18 protein-coding genes are annotated in these 23,145 nt (G+C 70.8%); 9 read left to right on the top strand and 9 right to left on the bottom strand.

Features of this window, described 5'->3' with window-relative positions:
* Positions 1-144: 144 nt before the first annotated feature.
* Together BXA10_RS10070 and BXA10_RS10065 are read left to right on the top strand one after the other, a co-directional pair.
* Complete coding sequence (locus BXA10_RS10070; RefSeq protein ID WP_076470261.1) at positions 145-1,095, top strand: RNA polymerase sigma factor; 951 nt, start codon at positions 145-147, stop codon at positions 1,093-1,095.
* A 139-nt stretch (positions 1,096-1,234) separates the two neighbouring features.
* On the top strand, positions 1,235-2,113 hold the full coding sequence (locus BXA10_RS10065) for an alpha/beta fold hydrolase (protein WP_076470028.1): 879 nt from the start codon (positions 1,235-1,237) through the stop codon (positions 2,111-2,113).
* A gap of 43 nt (positions 2,114-2,156) precedes the next feature.
* On the opposite strand, the gene BXA10_RS10060 is transcribed toward BXA10_RS10065, so the two are convergent.
* Positions 2,157-2,723: a cysteine hydrolase family protein gene (locus BXA10_RS10060; RefSeq protein ID WP_076470027.1), complete on the bottom strand. Its 567-nt coding sequence runs from the start codon at positions 2,721-2,723 to the stop codon at positions 2,157-2,159.
* Between the two features lie 161 nt (positions 2,724-2,884).
* Between BXA10_RS10060 and BXA10_RS10055 the strand changes: the two genes are divergently transcribed.
* The 4 genes from BXA10_RS10055 (at position 2,885) to BXA10_RS10040 (ending at position 9,078) form a co-directional block, all read left to right on the top strand.
* Positions 2,885-3,334, top strand: coding sequence for a helix-turn-helix transcriptional regulator (locus BXA10_RS10055; RefSeq protein ID WP_076470026.1), 450 nt, complete (start codon positions 2,885-2,887; stop codon positions 3,332-3,334).
* Positions 3,335-3,339: 5 nt separating this feature from the next.
* Positions 3,340-3,750, top strand: coding sequence for a VOC family protein (locus BXA10_RS10050; protein WP_076470025.1), 411 nt, complete (start codon positions 3,340-3,342; stop codon positions 3,748-3,750).
* A 159-nt stretch (positions 3,751-3,909) separates the two neighbouring features.
* Positions 3,910-6,303, top strand: a complete 2,394-nt coding sequence (locus BXA10_RS10045; protein ID WP_076470024.1) for an ATP-binding cassette domain-containing protein — start codon at positions 3,910-3,912, stop codon at positions 6,301-6,303.
* A 303-nt stretch (positions 6,304-6,606) separates the two neighbouring features.
* The gene (locus tag BXA10_RS10040; protein ID WP_076470023.1) at positions 6,607-9,078 is read left to right on the top strand and encodes a CehA/McbA family metallohydrolase; all 2,472 of its coding nucleotides are present in this window, start codon (positions 6,607-6,609) and stop codon (positions 9,076-9,078) included.
* A 61-nt stretch (positions 9,079-9,139) separates the two neighbouring features.
* Here BXA10_RS10040 and BXA10_RS10035 read toward each other — a convergent pair whose 3' ends face one another.
* Positions 9,140-10,129: a TolB family protein gene (locus tag BXA10_RS10035; RefSeq protein ID WP_139337950.1), complete on the bottom strand. Its 990-nt coding sequence runs from the start codon at positions 10,127-10,129 to the stop codon at positions 9,140-9,142.
* Positions 10,129-11,427 carry an MFS transporter gene (locus tag BXA10_RS10030; RefSeq protein ID WP_245828201.1) on the bottom strand — a complete coding sequence of 433 codons (1,299 nt, stop codon included), beginning with the start codon at positions 11,425-11,427 and terminating at the stop codon, positions 10,129-10,131. Before BXA10_RS10030 ends, BXA10_RS10035 begins: the two co-directional genes overlap by 1 nt.
* Positions 11,428-11,703: 276 nt before the next feature.
* On the opposite strand from BXA10_RS10030, the gene BXA10_RS10025 reads away from it, so the two are divergent.
* Positions 11,704-13,083 carry a CBM96 family carbohydrate-binding protein gene (locus BXA10_RS10025; protein ID WP_084752522.1) on the top strand — a complete coding sequence of 460 codons (1,380 nt, stop codon included), beginning with the start codon at positions 11,704-11,706 and terminating at the stop codon, positions 13,081-13,083.
* Between the two features lie 77 nt (positions 13,084-13,160).
* On the opposite strand, the gene BXA10_RS10020 is transcribed toward BXA10_RS10025, so the two are convergent.
* From BXA10_RS10020 to BXA10_RS10005, 4 genes are all read right to left on the bottom strand, one after another.
* Positions 13,161-13,817, bottom strand: coding sequence for an aldehyde dehydrogenase family protein (locus BXA10_RS10020; protein ID WP_076470020.1), 657 nt, complete (start codon positions 13,815-13,817; stop codon positions 13,161-13,163).
* A gap of 35 nt (positions 13,818-13,852) precedes the next feature.
* Positions 13,853-14,740: an SDR family NAD(P)-dependent oxidoreductase gene (locus BXA10_RS10015; RefSeq protein WP_076470019.1), complete on the bottom strand. Its 888-nt coding sequence runs from the start codon at positions 14,738-14,740 to the stop codon at positions 13,853-13,855.
* 16 nt (positions 14,741-14,756) lie between these two features.
* Complete coding sequence (locus tag BXA10_RS10010) at positions 14,757-15,764, bottom strand: alcohol dehydrogenase catalytic domain-containing protein (RefSeq protein ID WP_076470018.1); 1,008 nt, start codon at positions 15,762-15,764, stop codon at positions 14,757-14,759.
* Between the two features lie 204 nt (positions 15,765-15,968).
* Positions 15,969-16,805 carry an alpha/beta fold hydrolase gene (locus BXA10_RS10005; protein WP_076470017.1) on the bottom strand — a complete coding sequence of 279 codons (837 nt, stop codon included), beginning with the start codon at positions 16,803-16,805 and terminating at the stop codon, positions 15,969-15,971.
* Between the two features lie 610 nt (positions 16,806-17,415).
* Between BXA10_RS10005 and BXA10_RS10000 the strand changes: the two genes are divergently transcribed.
* Positions 17,416-17,832: an SRPBCC family protein gene (locus tag BXA10_RS10000; protein ID WP_076470016.1), complete on the top strand. Its 417-nt coding sequence runs from the start codon at positions 17,416-17,418 to the stop codon at positions 17,830-17,832.
* 53 nt (positions 17,833-17,885) lie between these two features.
* On the opposite strand, the gene BXA10_RS09995 is transcribed toward BXA10_RS10000, so the two are convergent.
* Positions 17,886-20,687: a helix-turn-helix transcriptional regulator gene (locus tag BXA10_RS09995; protein WP_076470259.1), complete on the bottom strand. Its 2,802-nt coding sequence runs from the start codon at positions 20,685-20,687 to the stop codon at positions 17,886-17,888.
* A gap of 399 nt (positions 20,688-21,086) precedes the next feature.
* Here BXA10_RS09995 and BXA10_RS09990 point away from each other — a divergent pair, with 399 nt between their 5' ends.
* Entirely contained in the window at positions 21,087-21,923 is an 837-nt protein-coding gene (locus BXA10_RS09990) for a helix-turn-helix transcriptional regulator (RefSeq protein ID WP_084752513.1), read from the top strand.
* Between the two features lie 63 nt (positions 21,924-21,986).
* Here BXA10_RS09990 and BXA10_RS09985 read toward each other — a convergent pair whose 3' ends face one another.
* Positions 21,987-23,009, bottom strand: a complete 1,023-nt coding sequence (locus tag BXA10_RS09985; RefSeq protein ID WP_076470015.1) for a DUF4331 family protein — start codon at positions 23,007-23,009, stop codon at positions 21,987-21,989.
* Between the last annotated feature and the right edge of the window lie 136 nt (positions 23,010-23,145).

Here is a 23,145-nt window from a genome sequence, read left to right as displayed (position 1 = left end):
AAGTATTTGGCTGTCCCTTCCCACCGAGAGGAAGGACACAATCCCGTCGCGCACAACGGGGTAAGGCCGGACCAGCCGGGCACACTCGACCGGGTACGCGGGTGCGACCTGGGACGGAGCGGACGGGAGCCGGTGAAGACCTCGATGAGCGCCGCGGCGGACGACAGCCCACTCGTCCGGCTCGCGCAGACCGGCGACGCCACGGCGCTCGGTTTGCTGCTCTCCCGGCACGAGGCGCAGATGCGGGCGGTCGCCGTGAGCATGCTCGGTTACGGTCCGGACGCCGAGGACGCGGTACAGGACGCCATGGTGATCGCCCTCAGCCGCATCGGCGAGGTCCGCGACCCCGCGGCGGTCGGCGCCTGGCTGCGGATGGTCGTCCGCAACAACTGCCGGATGGTGCTGCGCGCGGCACGCCCGCTGCCGGTGGCCGAACCGGAGTGGTTCGCCCTGCCCGCCGAGTCGCCCACCCCGGAGCAGGCACTGGACCAGGGCGCACTGCGCGACTGGGTGTGGCACGCGATCGGCGAGCTCTCCGAGTCCGACCGGCTGGTCACCCTGCTCCGGTACTTCAGCGACGCCTCCTCGTACGACCAGATCGCGACGCTGGCCGGCCTGCCCGTCGGCACCGTCCGCAGCCGGCTCAACCACGCCCGCCGCAAGCTCGCCGACGGTCTACGCGCGTCGGGCGCCGCAGCGCACCCCGACGCGACGGCGGCGACCGACGTGCGGTGGCGCGAGGGCCGAGACATGCTGGCCGCGGCGATGCGCGGCGACTGGGAGCGCGTGGTACGCGACAGCTGGTGGCCTGACGCCGAGATGCTCGTGCCGGAGATCGGCGTGCGCGGCGGCCGGGACTTCGCCGTCAGAGGCATGACGCAGGACCTGAACGACGGCGTACGCCAGCGCCTGCGCAACGTCGTGGCCAGCCGCGACCTGCTGATCTGGGAGACCGATCTGATCAGCCCGCCGGACGACCCGGAGCACTGCCCGCCGGGCGCCCTCTGGCTCTACGAGCTGGACGAGGGCCGGGTGCGGCGGATGACCTTGTTCCACCCGACTCGCCCCCGGCAGAGCCGCAGCTCGGCGGGGTGAGAGCCGCAGCTCGGCCGGGTGGCTGGAAAAGATCTCCCGACCGAGCGAACTTTCCCGCTCACCGGCGCATCTGGTTGCCGGATCAGCGCTCGACACCCGCCTCGGCGCATCGCCGGGCGGGCCACGCAACGGGAGAGTCATGAATTCCACCAGTTCCGCCGGCCTCACTCCGGGACGGCACGAGTTCGACGTCGACGGCGTCCGGCAGGTCTACCACGTCGCGGGCAGCGGCCCGGTCTGCGTCGCGCACTCCGGCGGCCCCGGCATCGTCTGGGCGTACCTGCGCGCACCGCGCCTCGAAGAGCACTTCACGATGGTGTACGTCGAGCCGGTCGGCACCGGCGCCTCCGGGCGCCTCGCGGACCGCGACGGCTACCGTCTCGACACCTACGTCCGGTTCCTGGCCGCTGTCGTCGAGCACCTCGGCGAACCGCGGGTGCACCTGCTCGGCCACTCGTACGGCGGCTTCGTCGTCCAGCGGTACGCGCTGGACCACCCCGAGCGTGTCGCCGGTCTCGCCCTCTACGACACCTCCCCGGTGACCGGCGCCGAGTTCTGGAGCGGGGCGATGGAAGGGCTGGCCGCGTATCCGCAGCGGTACCCGGAGAACCCGGAGGCCGCCGCGATCCCGGCCGCCTTCCAGCAGGCCATCAGCGCCACCGACGACGAGACGCTGACCACCGGCCTGCGCGAAGCCCTGCCGGTCTACTTCGCGGACTTCTGGGCTCGCCGGGACGAGTTCGCCCCGTTCACGGCCGGCGTCCAGGCCTGGGCGGAGCCGGCGTCGGCGCAGGACCCGGTGCCGTTCGACGTACGGGACCGGCTCGGCGAGATCACCGCGCCGACCGTGGTCATCGTCGGCTCGTACGACTTCATCTGCGGGCCGCGGTGGGCCGCGCAGCTGCACGAGGGCATCAAGGGCTCACACCTGGCCGTCCTGGAACAGAGCGGCCACTTCGGGCACGTCGAGCAGCCGGAGGAGTTCACGAAGGCCGTGACGGAGCTGCTGCGTCGGTGAATGCCCGGCGCGTCGCCCCCGGTACCGGGGGCGACGCGCCCGCTCAGGCCACGGGGGTCGGGGCGAAGACGACATCCGCCGTGTCGACGGTGCCGGCGCTGCGCCCGGGGGCGCTCTGCCACTTCCAGTAGAGGTTGGTGTGCGCGATCACCTGGGCCGGCGGCGGAGCGCCGTAGGCGCTGAGGTCGTCCGTCGTGTGCGCGTCGGCGACCAGTGTCACGTCGTAGCCGCGGACGAAGGCCCCGTGCAAGGTCGAGCGAATGCACGCGTCGGTCGAGGCGCCGGTGACCACCACCCGCCCCACGCCACGCTCGGCGAGCAACGCCTCCAGGTCGGTGCCCTCGAACGAGTCGCCGTAGTTCTTGTGGACCAGCGGCTCCCCTTCGTGCTGGACCAGCTCCGGGACGTACTGCCAGCTCTCGCTGCCCCGCACGAGCTGCTCGTCGGCGTGCTGCACCCAGATGACCGGCACGTCCTGCGCGCGGGCCCGTTCGAGCAGGACGTTGATGTTCGCGATGACGCCGTCACGGTCGTGCGCGTTGGCCACCACACCGTTCTGCACGTCGATGACGAGCAGGGCGGTGTGCGGCCGGTCGGGAAGGGTCGTCATGGCTGCTCCTGGTTTTCCTCACGGATCGGAAGATCGGACCCGGTGGATGGATACCGTGCCACCTCACCCTAGGCCCGGCCACCGACACGAACGCCGTCCACCGGTAACCAGCTGGTCCGTCTTGCCCGGTCCGGACGGGGGTAGGGCGTACGATTTCGCGGGTGACCAGCGATCCCGCCTTCGCGCAGCACCTGCGCGACCTCGCGCTGCTTCGCCGTGTCCGTGACCGGATCGATCGGGAGTACGCGCAGCCGCTGAACGTCGAGGCGCTCGCGCGCGGGGTGAACATGTCGGCCGGGCACCTCAGCCGCCAGTTCCGGAACGCCTACGGCGAGTCGCCGTACTCGTACCTGATGACCCGGCGGATCGAGCGGGCCATGGCGCTGCTGCGTCGCGGCGACCTCAGCGTCACGGAAGTCTGCTTCGCGGTCGGCTGCTCGTCGCTGGGCACCTTCAGCACCCGCTTCACGGAGCTGGTCGGGGTGCCGCCGAGCACCTATCGCGCCCAGGCCCCTTCCGGCACTGCGGAGCTGCCGTCGTGCATGTCGAAACAGGTGACCAGACCGATCAGGATTCGAGAAGCGCGGGTCAGCGGGGCGCAACTAGCCTGACCGCCATGGACATCACCATTCACTACGCCTTCCTCCCGCAGACCGATCCGGACGCCGCGCTGGCCTTCTATCGCGACACCCTCGGCTTCGAGGTCCGCAACGACGTCGGATACGGGGGGATGCGCTGGCTCACCGTCGGCCCCGTCAAGCAGCCGGGCACCTCGATCGTCCTGCACCCCCCGGCCGCGGATCCCGGCATCACCGACGACGAGCGACGGACCATCCTCGAACTGATCGCCAAGGGCAGCTACGGCGCCGTGACACTGGCCAGCGACGATCTCGACGAGGTGTTCGAGCGGCTGGTGGCCAGTGGCGCCGAGGTCGTCCAGGAGCCGACCGAGCAGCCGTACGGGGTTCGCGATTGCGCCTTCCGCGATCCGACCGGCAACCTGATCCGCATCAACGAAGCACGCTGACTCCTCCGGGCGCTCGCGGTCGCTGAGCCGGGGTGGCCAGGGCCGTGCCGCGACCGCCCCGGCCAAGGAAAACCAGACATACTGCTCGGAGCCGAAAGAACGATTGGGCGACGTCGACGGGGACCGGAGCGACTGCCTCGCCCGACAGAGGGAGACCCGATGAGCAAGGCCACGCCGACGAACGCCCACTCGACCGCGCCGCACGTTGCCGACCGCCACGAGGTGATCCGCGTGCAGGGCGCCCGCGAGAACAACCTCAAGGACGTCAACGTCGAGATACCCAAGCGCCGGCTGACGGTGTTCACCGGCGTCTCCGGTTCGGGCAAGAGCTCGCTGGTGTTCGGCACGATCGCCGCCGAGTCGCAGCGGATGATCAATGAGACGTACAGCGCGTTCGTGCAGGGCTTCATGCCCACGCTGTCCCGGCCCGAGGTCGACGTCCTGGAGGGCCTGACGACGGCGATCATCGTCGACCAGGAGCGGATGGGCGCCAACCCCCGTTCCACAGTCGGCACCGCCACCGACGCCAACGCGATGCTGCGCATCCTCTTCAGCAGGCTCGGGCAGCCGCACATCGGCTCACCGAACGCGTACTCCTTCAACGTGCCCTCGGTGAAGGCCAGCGGCGCGATCACCGTCGAGCGCGGCGCCGGCCGGACGAAGACCGAGAAGGCGACCTTCAACCGGCTCGGCGGCATGTGTCCGCGCTGCGAGGGCATGGGCTCGGTCAACGACATCGACCTGACCCAGCTGTACGACGACAGCAAGTCGCTCAACGAGGGCGCCATCACCATCCCCGGCTACAGCATGGAGGGCTGGTACGGCCGCATCTTCCGTGGCAGCGGCTACTTCGACCCGGACAAGCCGATCCGCAGGTACACCAAGAAGGAGCTGCACGACCTGCTGTACCGGGAGCCGACCAAGATCAAGGTCGACGGGATCAACCTGACGTACTCGGGGTTGATCCCGCAGATCCAGAAGTCGTTCCTGTCCAAGGACGTCGACGCGCTGCAGCCGCACATCCGCGCCTTCGTGGAGCGGGCGGTGACGTTCACGACCTGCCCCGAGTGCGACGGCACCCGCCTGAGCAGGGAGGCCCGTTCGTCGAAGATCAGGGGCAAGAGCATCGCCGACGTCTGCGCGATGCAGATCAGCGACCTGGCCGCCTGGATCCGGGACCTCGACGAGCCCTCGGTCGCCCCGCTGCTCACCGGGCTGCAACACCTCTTCGACTCGTTCGAGGAGATCGGCCTGGGGTATCTCTCGCTCGACCGGCCGGCCGGCACCCTGTCCGGTGGCGAGGCACAGCGGACCAAGATGATCCGGCACCTCGGCTCGTCGCTCACCGACGTGACCTACGTCTTCGACGAACCGACGATCGGCCTGCACCCGCACGACATCCAGCGGATGAACAATCTGCTGCTGCGGCTGCGCGACAAGGGCAACACCGTGCTGGTGGTGGAGCACAAGCCGGAGACGATCGCGATCGGCGACCACGTCGTCGACCTCGGACCCGGCGCCGGCACGGCCGGCGGTGAGGTGGTGTTCGAGGGCACCGTCGACGGGCTGCGGGCCAGCGGCACGCTCACCGGGCAGCATCTCGACGACCGGGCCGCCTTGAAGCCGTCGGTGCGGAAGCCGACCGGAGTCCTGCCGGTACGCGGCGCCGACACCCACAACCTGCGGGACGTCGACGTCGACATCCCGCTCGGCGTGCTGGTCGTCGTCACCGGCGTGGCGGGCTCGGGCAAGAGTTCACTGATCCACGGCTCGGTGTCCGGACGGGACGGGGTGGTCTCGGTCGACCAGACCGGGATCCGTGGTTCGCGGCGGAGCAACCCGGCGACCTACACGGGACTGCTCGACCCGATCCGCAAGGCGTTCGCGAAGGCCAACGGGGTGAAGCCGGCGCTGTTCAGTCCCAACTCCGAGGGCGCCTGCCCCACCTGCAACGGTGCCGGTGTCATCTACACCGACCTGGGCATGATGGCCGGCGTCGCCACCACCTGCGAGGAGTGCGAGGGCAGGCGGTTCCAGGCGTCCGTATTGGAGTACCACCTCGGCGGCCGCGACGTCAGCGAGGTGCTCGCGATGTCGGTGACCGAGGCCGAGCAGTTCTTCGGCGCCGGCGAGGCCCGTACGCCGGCCGCGCACGCCATCCTCGACCGGCTCGCCGACGTCGGGCTCGGTTACCTCACCCTCGGGCAGCCGCTCACCACGCTCTCCGGCGGCGAGCGGCAGCGGCTCAAGCTGGCCACCCACATGGCCGAGAAGGGCGGCGTCTACGTCCTCGACGAGCCGACCACCGGCCTGCACCTCGCCGACGTCGAGCAGCTGCTCGGCCTGCTCGACCGGCTCGTAGACTCCGGCAAGTCGGTAATCGTCATCGAGCACCACCAGGCGGTCATGGCCCACGCCGACTGGCTCATCGACCTCGGCCCCGGCGCGGGCCACGACGGCGGCCGGATCGTCTTCGAGGGCACTCCCGCCGACCTGGTCGCCGCCCGCAGCACCCTCACCGGCGAACACCTGGCGGCCTACGTGGGTGCCTGACCGCGGTCCCGCCAGGGGCCCTCGGCCGCCGCGTCGCCGAACTCGGCGGTGCGGAAGCCGTATTCACCGCGATCACCGGGTGCCCGCGACCACCGGCTCACCGTTATCTGCCCAGGTCACAGACGTGGCAAGGGCCACAACCGCACTGAAGCTCGACCCGCGGCCACCCGGTCTTCACCGGCGATTCACCCAACGGGTCCCCCGGCCTGGCTAGCGTCGCGACCGTTGAACGACCGAGCCCGCCGAGTAGTGCCGGGACAACCCTCGCGCCGACCTCTCGGGCTCGCAGGAGATGAGGGTCGCATGGAACTAGACCGCAGGAAGTTCATCGCCATCGGCGGTGCCGTCACGGCTGCCGCGCTGCTACCCGGCGCCGCAGCCTGGGCGGACGCCGGTGACGCGGCCACGCCGGGCGCTGTCGACGAGCGCAAGCCCGGCCAGAGTGGCGAGCCGGAGGGCGTCTGGCTGCCAGGTGACACCCACGTGCACGACGACCACTCGTCGGACGGCAGCGCACCGCGTCAGCTCACCAACCAGCGCGACCCGGGCAACCTCCCGGTCAGCGACCAGATCAGCTACGCCGAGTCGGTCGGCCTGGCCTTCCTCCCGCTGACCGACCACCGCACCTTCGACCAGCACTGGGACCCGCTGTGGCGCTCCGACAAGCTGCTGCTGCTCACCGGTGAGGAGGTGAACGGTTCCCCGCACTCCATCGTGCTCGGGGCGGTCGACACGGTGGTGGACGGGGCGAACCCGCCCGGCTCGGCCGCGTTCCGCCACGTCCAGCAGTCGATCTGGGACACCCACGCCCAGGACGCGTTCTGGTCCGTCGCCCACCCGGACGACGGCGAGTACACGCCGGCCGCCGGCCCGAACGACAACGCCAGCGTGCAGGGCGTCGACGCCGTCGAACTCTGGAACGCCAGCAGCAATCCCGAAACCGAGATCGACTACGCCGAGAACCGCTGGAACCGCGGTTTCCGCTTCGGCGGGGTCGCGGCGAGCGACAGCCACTTCAAGGAGCTGCGCCCGAACAGCGCCCCCGGTAAGCCCACCACCTGGGTCTTCGCGGCAGAGCGGACGACCCGGGCCATCCTCGACGCGCTCCGAGCCGGCCGCACGACGTTGACGTACGGCACGGGTGGCGCGTTCGCCACCATCGAGGCCGACCTCGACGGTGACGGGCGGTTCGAGGCGATGAGCGGCGACGAGGTGATCGTCGAGAGTCGCTTCCTGCCGAAGCGGGCCGCGCTGCGGGTGCGGGTCAAGGCCGGTGTCGGTGCGCGGGTGCTCGTGTACGCCGCCCCGGGCCGCTCGGCCGGACCGGTCGCCACGTACGTGCCCACGAAGGACGACCAGACCTGGCAGATCCCGCTCACGCTGACCGCTGACCACACCTGGTACCGGGTCGAGGTCCGGGCCCCGGGCGAGATCTCCGGGCGGGACGCGGACCCGAACCTGCCCGACCAGCTGCGTGCCGCCACCTCGCCGATCTTCGTGTCGGTGAAGCAGGCCGCCGTGCCGGCCCCCGAGATCGCGCTCCCGCCGGCGAACCAGACGAACGACCGGGCCGAGCTGGCTGTGGGCGAGGCCGGCGGGTTCGCCGGGTTCGCCGACGTGGCCGTGGACGGCCAGGTCACCCACGTCGTCGCCGAGGTCCACGAGGACCACCGGACGTCCGTGGTCTACCGCCGCCTCGACGGGCGGGGGAACCCGCGCAGCGACAAGACCGTCGTCCTCTCCGGGACTTCCGGCACGGCTCGCGCACCCCGGGTGGTCGCTTCCGGCTCGGACGTCTGGGTGGTCTGGCAGGACGCCCAGGGCCAGGAGCAGCCGCACCGGCCGGGAATCTGGCTGCGGCACAGTCACAACGGCGGCCAGAGCTTCGGGGCCGCGGAGCGGCTGGGCACCGGGCAGGGGCGGGCCGAGCACCCGGCGCTCGCCCTGCTCGACGGCGGACACCCGGTGGTCGCCTGGGCGGAGAACAGCGACGGCGCGTTCGACGTGCGCGTCCAGGTCGTCGGCGTCGACCGCGAGCCGGTCAACGTGTCGGCCGCCGGCAAGGTGATCGTCCCGGGCACGTCGGCCGACGCCCGCTCGCCGATCCACCCCGCCTCCCTCTTCCCGGCGCTCGCCGTGACGAAGGACCGGCGGATCGTCGTGACCTGGCAGGACAACCGGTTCGACCCCGACGCGGGTTGGACCGGTCACACCCCGCCCGCCGGGCAGCCCGCCAGCGGCGGCACCAACCCCGACAACTGGGAGATCATGGCCTCGGTGCGGGCCGGCGAGGGCGAGAGCTGGAGCGCCCCCGTACGGGTCAGCGGCAACGACGACGCGGCCGACCGGCACCCGGGCGTGGCGGTGGACCGTGACGGGGCCTACGTCGTGGTCTGGGAGACAAAGGCGCTCTCGGCTTCCGGGGCGAACCTCTCACTGCGGGCGAGCCGCTCCACCGACGGCGTGACCTGGTCGGCGGCCGAGCCCGTCGCGCTCGACCCGAACGCGATGAGCCAGCGGCCCCGGGTCGCCGCCGACCCGGACGGCACGGTCCGCGTCGTCTGGTACGACTCCCGCTCCGCCGACTGGCGCTGGAAGGTCTTCACCTCCCGGCGCAACCCCGCGGGCTGGACGCCGCCGCTGCAGGTGAGCACCCTCGGGAACAACACCTGGCCGGCCGTGGACCAGGGAGCGGTCGTCTTCACCAGCGACCGCCGGGCCGCACGCAGCCAACGTGACCGTACCCAGGAGATCTACCTGGTCCGGCAGGGCTGAACCGATCCGGTCGGGGCGGTCGGCAGGTCCGCCGGCCGCCCCGACGCCTGCCGCCGAGCCGTCAGGTCAGCGGTGACGGGGACTCGGCGTTCGGCACCAGCAGCCGGGGCGCTCCGGAGCCGTCCGCCGGCACCGCCCAGACGTCGGGGCGGCCGTCGTCCTGGCGGAGCGTGTACGCGAGGGTCTCGGCGTCCAGCCACGCCGCCTGGTCGTCGACGCTCGTGGTCTCGGCGGTCGGCGTCACCCGCATCGCGGCCAGGTCCAGCACCGACAGACGCCAGCCCCGCTGCGGGTCGGCGTCGATCGCCTGCTTGAACGCGAGCCGCGTGCCGTCGGGCGACAGCGACGGGCACTCGACGTTCTCCTTCAGCGTCTCGACCTTCCGCGCGGCGAGGTCACCCCGGACGAGGTACCGCTTGCCGCCGGTCGACATGGTCGCGTAGAAGACGTTGTCGTCGGCGGTGAACGTGACCCCCCAGTAGTTGACGTCGGCGCTGCGGTACGGCTTGCCGTCACGCGTCACCGCGAACCCCTCCAGGGAGGTGACCGTGGTGCCGCTGCGGGTGTCGAGGATGCCCGTGCGGGTGGAGAAGCCGCTGGCCGTGTAGGAGTCCCCGCCGACGAACGTCGTCCAGGAGATCATGCGGCCGGAGGCGGAGACCCGGGCCCGGTTGGGCAGGCCGGGAATGGCTACCGACTGCCGCGGGCGAAGCGCGGAGTCGAGCACGACGACCTGGTACGACCAGGCGTTCTCCGGCCCCAGGCAGACACCGGTACCGGCGGCGGCGTACACCCGCAGGCACTCCAGGTTCGAGACGGTACGCGGGCCGGCCGGGTCCGCGGCGGCGACGGAGGCGACGTGCCGGTCGGTGACGGTGAGCAGACGCGGTCCGGGTTCCAGGGTGACCGCGCCGACGCCCGCCGCGGCGGGTGGAGCCGGTGACCCGGCCGGCTCGGCGGCGACTGCGGCGTAGCCGGCCGCCACGGCGCCCAGCAGCACGGCCGAGGCGGCGGCCACGCCGACCTTCGCTCGCGTCGACATGGTGGTCATCAGGACACCTTCCGGGTGACGGGACGGTATGCGGGGGCCAGCAGGAGCACGGTGACCAGGAGGACGGCCGCGACGGCCACCGCGGCGACCCCTGCCGCGTTCTCCGGTCCCCAGGCCTGCCAGCCGAGGCCGAACAGGACGGATGAGACGAGGTACGCGAGCGCCTGCCCGCTCTGCACGAGCGCGATGCCGGTGGTGCGCAGTCGCGCCGGGAGCACCGGCCCGGCGAGCGCGATGAGCACCCCGTCGGTGGCCGCGTAGAAGACGCCGTAGAGGGTGAGTGCCAGTACGAGCAGGGGCCAGCCGGCGACCGGGCCGGCGAGCAGCAGGTAGGTGACGCCGAGCGCGGCGTACCCGCCGAGCACCACCGGCAGCCGGCCGATCCGGTCGGCGAGCAGCCCGATCGGGGTCGCGAGCAGCAGGTACACCAGGCTAGTGCCCACCGCGAACAGCGGGAACCAGCTGAGGTCCACGTTCTCCCGTCGTTGCAGCAGCAGGTAGACGAACCCGTCCCCGACGGTGGCCAGCCCGAGCAGTACGGCGGCCGTCACGAGCCGGCGGGCCGGTCGGTCGCGCAGCAGGCCGAACACCTCGCGGACGGCGACCTTTCCACCGTCGGCGTCCTCCCCCGCCGCACCGTCGGCCTGGTCGGTCGGGCTCGGCGCGTCGCCTGCCGCCGGCTCCCCCGCCGGCGGCTGTGACGGCCGCTCGCGGACGAACAGGACGAGCACGACGACGGCCAGCGCGGCGACGCAGAAGCTGGTCACGAAGACCGCGTCGTACGACCGGCCGACGGCCAGCAGCACCGCCATGGCGACCAGTGGCCCGAGGAACGCGCCGACGCTGTCCATCGTCCGGTGCACGCCGAACGCCCGACCCAGCGACTCCGGTGGCGTCGACGCAGTGATGAGCGCGTCCCGAGGTGCGCTGCGTACGCCCTTGCCGAGCCGGTCCACCGCGATGACCGCGCCGATCAGCGGCACGGACCGGCCGGCGAGCAGCAGGCCGATCTTCGCCACCGCGGAGAGCGCGTACCCGAACCCGGCCACGAGCTTGCGCCGCCGGATCCGGTCGGCGACGAAGCCACCGACCACCCGCAGCAACGCGGTGGCGCCGGTGTAGACGCCGTCGACGACACCGAAGGCCAGCGGACTGAGCTGCAGTCCCAGCACCAGGTAGAGCGGCAGGACCGCGGTGACCATCTCGGCGGAGACGTCGGTGATCAGGCTGACCGCGCCGAGGGCGACGACGTTGCCGCTGACCAGGGCGAATCGGCGGCCGGACCGACCAGTGTCCACGCTCGGCGGTTCGGTCCTCGGCCGGGAGACGGTCGACAGGTACACGTGGTGTCCCCTTCGGATCGCGGCTGACGGTCGCCCATCGTGCGGCCCGCGCGCAGCGGCCACAACGGACCGCCGGTGCCGAGCGGGCGTGCAGGCGGTGAACATCCGCGCAACAGCGAGATGTTCGCCTACATGGATGCGTCGTTCACCCGCCGGTCGACGAACCGTCCATCGATCTCCCTACATTCCATCCGCTTTCCAACCCCCGACCCTCGAAAGAGAGGTTCCTGGATGGGCATCCGCCTTTCCCGCCCCTCGGTGACGATGGGGACGGTCGCGGTGCTGGTCACCGCCACCGCCGCCGTCGTGATGACCGGCGGCACCTCGGCCTCGGCGGCCACGGCCACGTTCAAGCCGGTCGCCGACACGTACGTCCAGAACGACGCCGCATCCACCAACTACGGCACGTCGACGCAGGTCGTGGTCGACAACTCGCCGGTCCGCCGGATGTTCCTGCGCTTCACCGTGAGCGGGGTCAGCGGCACCGTCACGAGCGCCAAGCTGCGGCTGCGGACGATCAGTGGAAACGACGGCAGCAGTGCCGGCGGCACGTTCCGGGCCATGTCGAACACGACCTGGTCGGAGACCGGCACGACCTGGAACAACCAGCCGAGCATCGACGGCGCGACGCTCGGCTCGATCGGCTCGGTCGCCGCCGACGGGTGGTACGAGGTCGACGTGACATCCCACGTCCGGGGCAACGGCACGTTCAGCTTCGGCGCGACCTCGTCCAACACCGACGGGGCGTACTACGACTCCCGCGAGAGCGGTGCGGACGCGCCGCAACTGGTGATCACCACCGGCACCACGACGCCGCCGTCCTCGGGCGACCCGGTGCTGGTCGGTGCCGGCGACATCTCCGACTCCGGCTCCGGCGACACCGCGACCGCGGCGCTGCTGGACAACATCTCCGGCACGGTCTTCACCACCGGTGACAACGTCTACAGCAACGGCACCGCGTCCGAGTTCAACTCCTACTACGCGCCCACCTGGGGCCGGCACAAGTCGCGTACCCGGCCGTCGCCGGGCAACCACGACTACAACACCTCGGGCGCCACGGGCTACTACGACTACTTCGGCACGCAGGCCGGCCCGAGCGGCCGGGGCTACTACTCCTACGACCTCGGCAACTGGCACGTCGTGTCGCTGAACTCGAACATCAGCATGTCGGCGGGCTCGGCGCAGGAGCAGTGGCTGCGGGCGGACCTGGCCGCCAGCACCAAGCCGTGCACGCTGGCGTACTGGCACCACCCGCTCTACACGTCGAGCTCCAACCACGCGCCGTCGACGTCGACGCGTCCGCTCTACCAGGCGCTGTACGACAACAACGCCGACGTCGTGGTCTGGGGTCACAACCACGTGTACGAGCGGTTCGCTCCGATGAACCCGAACGGCGGGTACGACGCCTCCCGGGGGATGCGCAGCTTCGTCGCCGGGATGGGCGGTGCCGGCCACTACAGCTTCGGCACCATCCAGCCCAACAGCGAGGCGCGGAACAGCTCGGCGTACGGCGTGCTGAAGTTCACCCTGCACGCCGACAGCTACGACTGGCAGTTCGTGCCGGTGGCCGGGCAGAGCTACAGCGACAGCGGCACCGGCGCCTGCCACTGACGCGTCGCGTGCCCGCCGGCGCGGTCACCTGGCGGTGGCCGCGCCGGTGGGCACATCGCGACCTGGTACGCCGGCAGCTACCGGCCGGACCGCTGCGCGGGAAGTCGACCGACGACGCGCCCGGCGCCGATCGGACCGGTGAAGGTGACCCGGCGTACCCGCGGGTCGGCGATCAGCGCCTCGACCGCCGCGGGGGCGTCCGCGTGATCGTTGGCGACCACGTTGACGACTCCCGGCGGCAGCCCGGCCTCGGCCAGCACGTCGGCGATTATGATCCCGCAGGTGACCGGCGCGTCCGCGCTGGGCCGGATCAGCACCGTGTTGCCGACGGCCAGCGTCACGGCGACCGCCCGCGCGCAGTAGACCATCGAACCGTTCCAGGGCACGAACGACACGACCACCCCGGCCTGCTCGCGTCCGACGGAGCCGGCCCGGTCCGCGCCGCCGCCCAGGAGCTCCGCGACCGGCCGGGTGGCCATCGCGGCGCCCTGTCGCAGCTGCCCGGCGGCCAGGCGGATGTTGAACTCCGCCCACGCCAGGCTGCCCGCGGTCTCCTGACGCAGAATTCCGGCAAGCGCCTCCGCACGCTCCTCGAGCAGGTGCGCCGCGCCGAGAAGCACCGTCCGGCGCTCCGCCGCCCCGGTCGCCGCCCAGCCGGGAAAGGCAGCCTGAGCGGCGTCCACGGCGGCGCGGACGTCGGCGGCGCGGGCATCCGCGTCAGCCGCCGGAATCATCGGATACAGCCCTGCCACAGACATCCGGATCGCCGTCAGCTGTGCGGGTGAAGGAGGTCCGCGAGGCCGATGCGGGTGAGGAACTCCGAACGGATCCGGTCGGCGACCACGCTGACGACCTCCGACCCGTCGTCGGCCGGATCGATGTGCACGCGGAACGGCCGCTTGCCGTGCGGCACGTCCACCACGCGGACCACCGCGGCGGCGACCTCGGCCACGTCCGCGTCCGGCGGCGCGAGCTCGGCCAGCCGCTTGCTCACCTGCTCCATCAGGCCCGCGTACCGCTCCTCGTAGGCCTTGACGGTCTCCTCGTCGGCCGGGCGTCCGCTGTGCGCGAAGTGGTTGGTGCCGCTGGTGAAGGAGCCGGGTACGACGATGCTGGTCTCGATGTTGAACCGGGCCAGCTCGGCGGCGTAGCTGACGGCCAGGGCGTCCATGCCTGCCTTCGCCGCGAAGTAGGGCGCGAGGTAGGGCGGGGTGCCGCCCTTGGTGCTGCTGGAGCCGATCCAGACCACCAGGCCGTTGCGGCGTTCCCGCATGACGGGCAGCGCCGCCCGGTTCACCCGCTGCGTGCCCAGCACGTTGATGTCGTAGACGTGCGCGATCTCCTCGGGCGTGAACGCCTCGGCCGGGCCGGTGACCATGTGGCCGGCGTTGTGGACGAGCACGTCGAGCGCGCCGTGCTCGGCGACGATCGCCGCGATGGCGGCGTCGGCCGACTCCTGCGACTGTACGTCCAGCTCGATGGTGCGCAGGTCGGCGTTGTGCTCACGGGCGAATGCGGCTGCCTCGGCGACGGCCGGGGCGTTGCGGCCTGTGGTGGCCCGCATGCTGGCGTAGACGGTGTGGCCGGCCCGAGCCAGCGCCCTGGCGGTGAGCGCCCCGAAACCGCTGGACGCACCAGTTATCAGTACGACTGACATGACTGCTCCTCGTAGATCAGAAGACGATGACGCTGCGGCCGTGGGAGGTACCCGCGCCCATCGCGTCCAAGGTGGCGGAAGCCTGGTCGAGAGAGATCGTGTTGATTTCGGGAAGGATTCCGTGGGCCGCGGAGAACGCGAGCGTGTCGCGCAGGTCGTGCGGCGACCCGGACGGGTTGGCCATCACGTGCAGCCGGTTGAGCACCATCGGCTGGGTCGGCAGGCTCAGCGGCTCGCCGTCGTACCCGCAGAGCACCAGCGTGCCGTCGGGGGCGAGCCCGCCGAACGCCGCGGCGGCGGCCGCGGTCGTCGGAGCCGCGTTGAGGATGACGTTCGCGCCGCCGTCCCAGGCCTTGAGCCCCGCGGCCGGCTCCTGCTCGCTGGTCGCGACGAACAGTTCGGCGCCCATCGACAGCGCCTGCTCCTCGGCCCGACGCGAGTGGCCGAGCACCGCGACGCGCGCGCCCATCGCGACGGCGTAGCGGATCGCCAGCGCCCCGATGCCGCCCGAACCGATGACGGCGACCCGCGACTCGGGGCGGATTCCCGCCTGCCGCAGCCCGTTGAACGCGGTGATGCCCGCACACATCAGCGGGGCTGCGGCGATCGGGTCCAGCCCGGCCGGCAGCGGGGTGACGTACCCGGCCTTCAGCAGGGCGTACTCGGCGTAGCCGCCGTCGACGACGATGCCGGTGACCCGCTTGGACGGGCAGAGGATCTGGTCGCCGCGGACGCAGTAGTCGCAGTGCCCGCACGAGTCGTAGAGGAACTGGGCACCCACGGCGGTGCCGACCGTCGGGAAGGTGACGCCCTCACCGACGGCCTCCACGACACCGGTGATCTCGTGTCCGGGCACCACGGGAAAACGGGCGAACGGGTAGTGCCCGCGGATCAGGTTGAGGTCGGTGAAACACACCCCGCACGCGGTCATCCGGACGAGGACCTCCCCCGGTCCCGGTGTGGGCACATCGCGTTCGACAAGCGACAGGGGGGTGTTGACAGCGGTCGCGACAGCGGCGCGCATGGTTACTCCTTCTTTACCGATGGGATGGTCGGCCGACGGCCACCTCGTGATCGTGGGCCGAGGCCGGGCGTCCACCACGCGTCGTGTGCGGGTGGACGCGATTCGACGCGAAGCACGGCGGAGACGTCGGGCGCCTCTCGGGTGGGTGGGCAGCCGATGGGATCCGGCTCGCCGACCCGACATCTCCGCCGTTGCTTCAAGCCGTCACTTGGCGAGGAAGCCGAGCAGCGCCTTGTTGACTTCGTCGGCGTGCGTCCAGAGCAGGCCGTGCGGCGCGCCCTCGATCTCGACGTACTCGGCGCTGGGCAGCGCCTTGTGGAACGGGCGGCCGGTGGAGTCGATCGGCAGGATCCGGTCGCCGGTGCCGTGCAGGATCAGCGTCGGCACGTCGACCTTGGTGATGTCCTCCCGGAAGTCGGTGATCCAGGTCATCGGCGCGGCCGCGGCCGCGTACCAACCGCCGCTGGCGGCGACGGACCAGCTGTTCCGGACGGCCTCCTCGCTGATCCTGGTGCCCAGGTTCTCGTCGAGGTTGTAGAAGTCGGCGTAGAACGCCGTGTAGTACGCGTACCGGTCCTTGCGTACCTGCTCCACGATGCCCTCGAAGAACTCCCGCGGAGCCGCGCCGATCGGGTTGTCGTCCGTCTTGGCCAGGAACGGCTCCAGCGAGGCGAGGAAGGCGACCTTCGCGACCCGCGCCGAGCCGTAACGGCTCAGGTACCGGGCGACCTCACCGGTGCCCATCGAGAAGCCGACGAGAACGGCGTTGGTCAGGTCGAGCTTCTCCATGAGGACATTGAGATCCGCGGCGAAGGTGTCGTAGTCGTACCCGACCGCCGGCTGGCTGGACTGACCGAAACCGCGGCGGTCGTAGGTGACGACCCGGTAGCCGGCCGCGAGCAGCTCGGCCGACTGCTTCTCCCACGAGTGGCCACTGAGCGGGAAACCGTGGATCAGCACGACCGGCTGACCGCTGCCGTGGTCCTCGTAGTACAGGTCGATCGAGGTGCTGTTCTCTTCACCGACGGTGACGTACGGCATGTCTTTCCTTTCGTTGTGCGATCCCCCGGAAGTGGGGGCGGGCAGGCGGCCACTGGCCCGGCGGACGGCTGCTGTCCCATCCGTCCGCCGGACCCGGTCGCTGGCGCGCTCTGCGGTGATCCAAGAGTCGGCAAATGCTGCGGGTGCCGCATCTGTCAGATGACTGGTGTGCCGTCAATTCCTCGGCGAGAACGATCCCCTCGCCGATGACTTACCGATCGGCGACCTGACGTACGTCACGGAACGACATCGACCAGAGGCGGGCCGGCGGCCCGGCGCGTCACCCCTCACCGGCCACCGGGAACGGGCTGCCACCTCGACCAACGCTGCGGCATCATCCGGGCCGGCGACGGCCGCGGTGAGACCCAGTCATCGGCTAAGTCATCTGACCGGTCACTTTCGCGGCCGGTGGGAGCACCTTGGGTGTCGAACAGCTGCAGGGTCTTGCGGCACCGGTCCGAGCGGAACCATCTGGACGTGATCCTCGGGTGCCACAGGTAGTCGAACGGAGAACGAGATGCTTCACCCCCGGGCCGGCCATGGTGTGTCCTGGGCACGCCGGGACAGACACCATTCCCCGGGCTTCACCGCGCCGTACTCCGAATCCTCCATGCATGGCGAGGCCGTCATCGAGGCGTCTCCGCAGCGCGTGTACTCGCACCTGGTCGACGTGTCGCGGTGGCCCGACTGGGTCCCGGAGGTGCGACTGGCGCGCGTCCCGAACGAGATCCGACTCGGCGCCGCGTTCGAGATCGAGTTGTACGGCGTGCAACTGGAGGCCGTGGTCTCCGAGTACGAGCCGGACACCCGGTTCGGCTGGATCGGCTCCTCGGCCGACCTGAGCATCTACCAGGCCTGGACGCTCGTCCCGGTCTGCCCCGGCACTCAGGTGATCGCCAAGAGGGTGGAGCGTGAGCTCACGACGGCACTGATTCGTGGTTCACAGGCGGAAGAGTTCTACTACGCCCACCAGGACGTGCTGCTGCGGTTGAAGCGGCTGGCGGAAGGTGCCGAACCGTCGGCATGACACGCGGCGTCGACGTGCGGCCGCACCGCTGGCACACCGCTACCCGGGCGGCGTCACTGATCCGGCAGCTGTCCGAGCTGCGAATCTCCGTCCTCGGCGTCGGTGAGCGCCGCCAGGGCGTCGCGGAGCGCAGCTCTGGAGGTGATGCCGAGTTTGGGGAAGATCTGGTAGAGGTGCGTGCCGACGGTCCGGTGCGAGAGGAAGAGCTTCTCGCCGATCTGCTTGTTCGTCAGTCCGGAACCCGCGAGTTTCGCGATCTCACGTTCCTGCGGGGTGAGGACGGCCGGCCGGGTGACGCTTCTCGGTTTCACCAGGCCGGTGGCTCGCAACTCCTTGCTCGCCCGTTCGACCCACGGCTGGGCGCCCAGCCGCTCGAATGCCACAAGTGCGGCGCGAAGCTGGGCCCGGGACTTCGCGGTCGCCTTGTTCCGGCGCAGCCGTTCCCCGTACGCGAGCCGTACCCGAGCCAGGTCGAACGGCCAGCGCTCGACGTCGGGCAGCATCAACGCCGCCTCGAACGCGTCCTCGACCTGGTCGTCGGGCGCGACGTACGCCGACGCCGCGGCACTGAGCAGTGCGAGCCGCGACGACAGCGCCCCGAGGTTCGCCTCCTTGATGGCGGCGGCGTGCGCGGCGGCCTCGGTGAACCGGTTGGTACGGAGCGCCGCCTCCACGAGGTCGAGACATCCCCACAGCGCGTGCGGGACGTACGGCGCGATCGTGCCCGCCGGGCTGAGCAGGGACAGGGTTTCGTACGCGCTCTCGGAGTCACCACACGCCAGGTCGTTCAGCCCTTCCGCGTGGTAGGCGAGGAACTCCGCGGCCCGGGCTCGCCGCGGTGCCGCGAAACTCAGCATGCGGTCGGTCAGGGCCCGACTGGCGTCGGCATCGCCGCGCGCGGCCGCGAGCAGCGCCTGGACGTACTGGAAGTACCACATGAAGAAGCGGAAGCCGTGCTCGCGGCAGAGGCGCAGGCCCTCGTCGGCGAGTTCGATCGCCTCGTCCCACCGCCCGGTGTGGATGTCCGCGAAGCAGAGGTGCAGCAGGGCACCGAGGTGGCGACGGGCCGGCGCGGCACCGTCGCGCCCAAGGCGTACCACCCGCCAGTCCACCTCCCGGCAATCGGGAAGCCGGTCCAGATAGATGGACGCTACTCCGATCCACACGATCTGCGTCGGGTCGATCTCGTCGCCCATTCCGCCGACCAGCGCGTCGAGCCGGCGCACCGCCGCCTGCCCGGTCCGCGCCGGGTCGCCGAACGTGCCGGCCGCCACCGTGAGCAGCTCGGGCGCTTCGGGCGTCAACCGGTCGAGGGCGGCGAAGAACGGCTCCCACATCCTGGGCTCACCGGAGAAGTAGCAGAGCAGCAGAAGTGTGAGCATCGCGTCGATCAGGGACTGGTCCTCGGCGTCGTACCCGTGGTTACCCGATTCGATCGCTCCGACCAGGAGCCGGTGTGCGGTCCGGACATCGCCGTCGCCGTTGAGCAACAGGTGCACGGCGGCCGCGGTGGCGTACAACGAGTCACCCTGGCTGGCCCGGCGGGCATCGTCCAACAGCTGCGACGCGTTCACCAGTTCCCCGCCCGCGTCGGCGCCGATGTAGGCGGCCTGTCCCAGACGTCGGCTCCGCTCGATCGGATCGGGGCTCAGCTCGGCCGACCGCGTCAACGACGCGACCGCACCCACGGCGTCACCCCGTCGCAGGATCCGGTGCGCGGCCTGCTCCAGCAGGGTGGCGACCTGTTCGTCCGGGCCGACCGTGGCCTCACCGAGGTGCCAGGCCCGGCGTTCGGGATGCGCGACCAGCGTCCGGGCGAGAGCGCTGTGCGCCCAACGCAGGTCACTGCTCGAGGCCACCTCGACGACCGCCGACTCGGTCAGCGGGTGCCGGAAGGTGAAGCGGCGGGTGTTGCCGTGGACCCGGACCAACTGGTCGCGTTCGGCCGGTTGCAGGTCGTCCAGGTCGTACTCGCCGGCCGCCGCGAGCAGCACGCCGAGTTCACCCGTGCCGTCCAGTGCTCCCAGCAGCAGGAGCCGACGGCACGATTCGGGCAGTCGGGACACCCGGGACGCGAAGAGCGCCTGCAGACGCCGGGGCAAGGGAAGCACCGTGGGCAGGGACGCCGCGGCGAGACGTTGGGCCCCGGTCAGCGCGGTGGGCAGCTCCAGCAGGGCGAGCGGGTTGCCACGCGCCTCCGACAGCAGCCGTCGCCGGACGGCCGGGGCGAGTTCCGGGAAACGCTGGTTGATCAGCTCGCCGGCCGCGTCCGGTCGCAGCGGCTGCAGGTCGAGCGCGGGGATCCCGCCGTGCTCGAAGAAGCTGGGGGTGTGCGACCTCGACGCGCCCAGGAAGCCGACGCTGGTGCCCACCAGGCGGCGCGCGACGAACCCGAGCACCGCCGAACTGGCCCGGTCGAGCCAGGGCAGATCATCGACGATGAGCAGCAGCGGCCCAGCGGCGGCCATCGAGCGGAGCAGCAACAGCACGGCGTTGGACACCAGCAACCGGTCCGGCGGCTGGCCGGCACCGAATCCGAGCGCCACCTGGAGCGCCTCACGGTGCGCGGGTGCGAGTTCGTCGAACGCGTCGTACAGCGGGAACAGCAACTGGTTCAGGCCGGAATAACTGATGTCGGCCTCGAACTCCACCCCGGCCGCCCGGAGGACGCGCGTCCCCGCCTCCGCGGCGGCCTCCGCCACGGCGTCGAGCAGTGCCGTCTTTCCCACCCCGGGCTCACCCGAGATCAGCAGCGACCCGCCGTTGACCGCCGCCTGCCGGAGGAACCTGCGGGCAACGACGAACTCTTCGTCACGGCCGACCAGCGACCCCGTCGAGGCCTCGGATTGATCCAAGCTGGGTACCTCCACGCCGTACTCGAAACAAGAACCGGCCGGCACTACAACTCGTCATGGCTTGCTCACCACGAGCAGCAGCACGCCGGTCATCGGCTCCGGGGTCAGGCCGCTGCGTCAAGCCGTCGACGAGCGCCGCGGCCCTTGCCGGACGCCCACACTACCGGCACGTCCAGCACGCCTGTATCAAGCGATTACCTATCCTCCGCGTCGGCCAGTACGGCCCGATTCGTGCTCGTTACCCATGTCGCACCCTCACCGGCCCTCGGGAGGGGCCGAAACAAGGAAAGCAGGCCGATACAGGTGGAGGGCGAGTCGAGCGCGGCCCATCGTTCCTAGGACTAGCTGGGCCACCCTGTAGAGTTGCCCAGGAAATTCACACAAAGACTGGTTGGAAGCGTGCAAGAGCTCACTTTGGGCGATTTTCTGCGTGCGCGCCGTGCGGCTCTCGTGCCGACACGGGGCGACCTGCGTTCGGCACCGTCACGGCGGGTGCCCGGACTGCGCCGTGAGGAAGTCGCCCGTCGTGTCGGCGTCAGCGTCGACTACTACGTGAAGCTGGAGCAGGGACGGCGGGTCACGCCGTCGGACAACGTCCTGCACGCTCTCGCCGACGTGCTCGAACTCGACGACGCGGCCCGCGAGCACATGTTCGACCTGTCCCGGCGGGTCAACCACCTGCGGCTGGAGCGTGTACCGACTCAACGCGTACGCGTCGGAATGCTCCGTCTCATGGAATCACTCGGCGGAGTGCCGGCCGTTCTCACCGGGCGTCGGACCGACATTCTCGCGGCGAATCCGACCGCCCGTCTCCTCATTCATGATTTCAATGCGATGCCGGCGCGCGAGCGAAACGCAGCACGTTTCCTACTGCTCTCCGAAAAGGCCCGTCTCATCCACCGTGACTGGGAGGCCGCCGCGGCCGGGATGGTCGGGATGCTGCGGATGGACTACGGCCGCCACCCGAACGACCCGCGGGCGGCTGAGCTCGTCAGCGAACTGAGTGCCGCGAGCGACGACTTCAAGCAGTTCTGGTCCGAGCGGCACGTCGCGAAAAAGGTCGTCGTGGATTCGAAGGTGATCGAGCATCCGATCGTCGGCCCGATCCGTCTCCATCTCGAGGCGGTGCAGACGGCCGAGGACCACGAGCAGACGCTGCACGTGCTGGTCCCCGCGTCGGATTCCGCTTCCCAGTCGGCCATGCGGCACCTGCAGAAGCTGGCGGGCAACCGCTGATCGTCGCCGGCTCGGCTTGCGTGGGTCCGCGAGTTCCTGTTCCGCTCGGGAGGTCGTCGCCGGTCAGGCGGGCACGACGTAGGGGAACGTGTCGGACCGCGCCTGCTCGGCCGCGTCGGCGCCGAGGCCGGAGGAGATTCCGGTGTTCAGCACCATGGAGAACATGACCTCGGGTGCGTTGTCGGCAATGGCGCGCCCGTTGCGGGTCGCGAACCCGTAGTTCGCCGGCGTGCCGACCTCGTACGACAGCAGGTCCGGGTAGACCTCCCGCGCCACGCTCCAGCCGTACGCCTTCGGGTCGGGCGCCGTCCCGTTGGCGGCGACGACCCGGGCGACCGCCGAGGCGATCTCCTCGCCGTCCGCCCTCAGGTCGTCGCAGGGGTGCCGGACGTTGGCCGGGTTGGAGAAGTCGGTGTCGGTGGGCCAGAAGATCGGCCACATCATCGGGTGGCCGGCCCGGTTGATCTGCCGCCACCCGCCCGCATCGGTGGCCAGCATGGTGCGACACCAGACACCGATCCGCATGCCGTCACGCAGTAACGGCTCGTCGCGGGAGATCTCCAGGACGATCGACTCGACCGTGGTGCCGGCGAAGGTGTTCTGCGCATTCTCCGGTCGCCACGCCGACCGGTCCAATTCGGCGCCGTTCTTGAACGCGTCGTTCACCGTCGCGAGCTGACCGAGGTCGATGTAGAACGGGTCGGCGATCCGGCCCGCCCAGACGCGCAGGTAGTTCCCCTCGATCATCTCGCCGGTCCGGCCCTCGACGAGGAGCGTTCCCGTGGCGGCGTCGTCGCGCGCCTCCGCCGCGGTGAGCGCGTGCAGCGTCAGCGCCTGCTTGCCCTGCCCGTCGGGTTCGCCGAAGGCCAGCCGGTAGGTCAACTCCTCGAGCTCGGCCCCGTTGAAGTGGACCTTGAACTCGTACCGTGCCTCGGCGTGGAAGCCCCTCTTGATGTCAGCCCGGGTCACCGAGCTGTTGACGTCCATGACGAACACGGTGCCGCGTTCGCCGTCGAAGACGAACAGGTCGTTGAGGTAGAGCTGACCGCTCTGCGCGGCGTGCGGGGTGTCGAGATGGTGCGACATGGTCATACTCCGCCAATGGCAGCTAATCGGGCTTTTCAGACCATACCGGTGAAACACCCGCCGTACCGGGGTGATCGGCCGAAAGTAGATGCCCCGCGCAGTCGGGATCGAGCTGGTCCCGACCGGCCCGGAGCCG

This window comes from Micromonospora avicenniae (genome assembly GCF_900156065.1).
Classification (GTDB): domain Bacteria; phylum Actinomycetota; class Actinomycetes; order Mycobacteriales; family Micromonosporaceae; genus Micromonospora; species Micromonospora avicenniae.
Note: the sequence above shows the minus strand (reverse complement) of the source record. Positions and strands in the feature narration are given on the sequence as shown.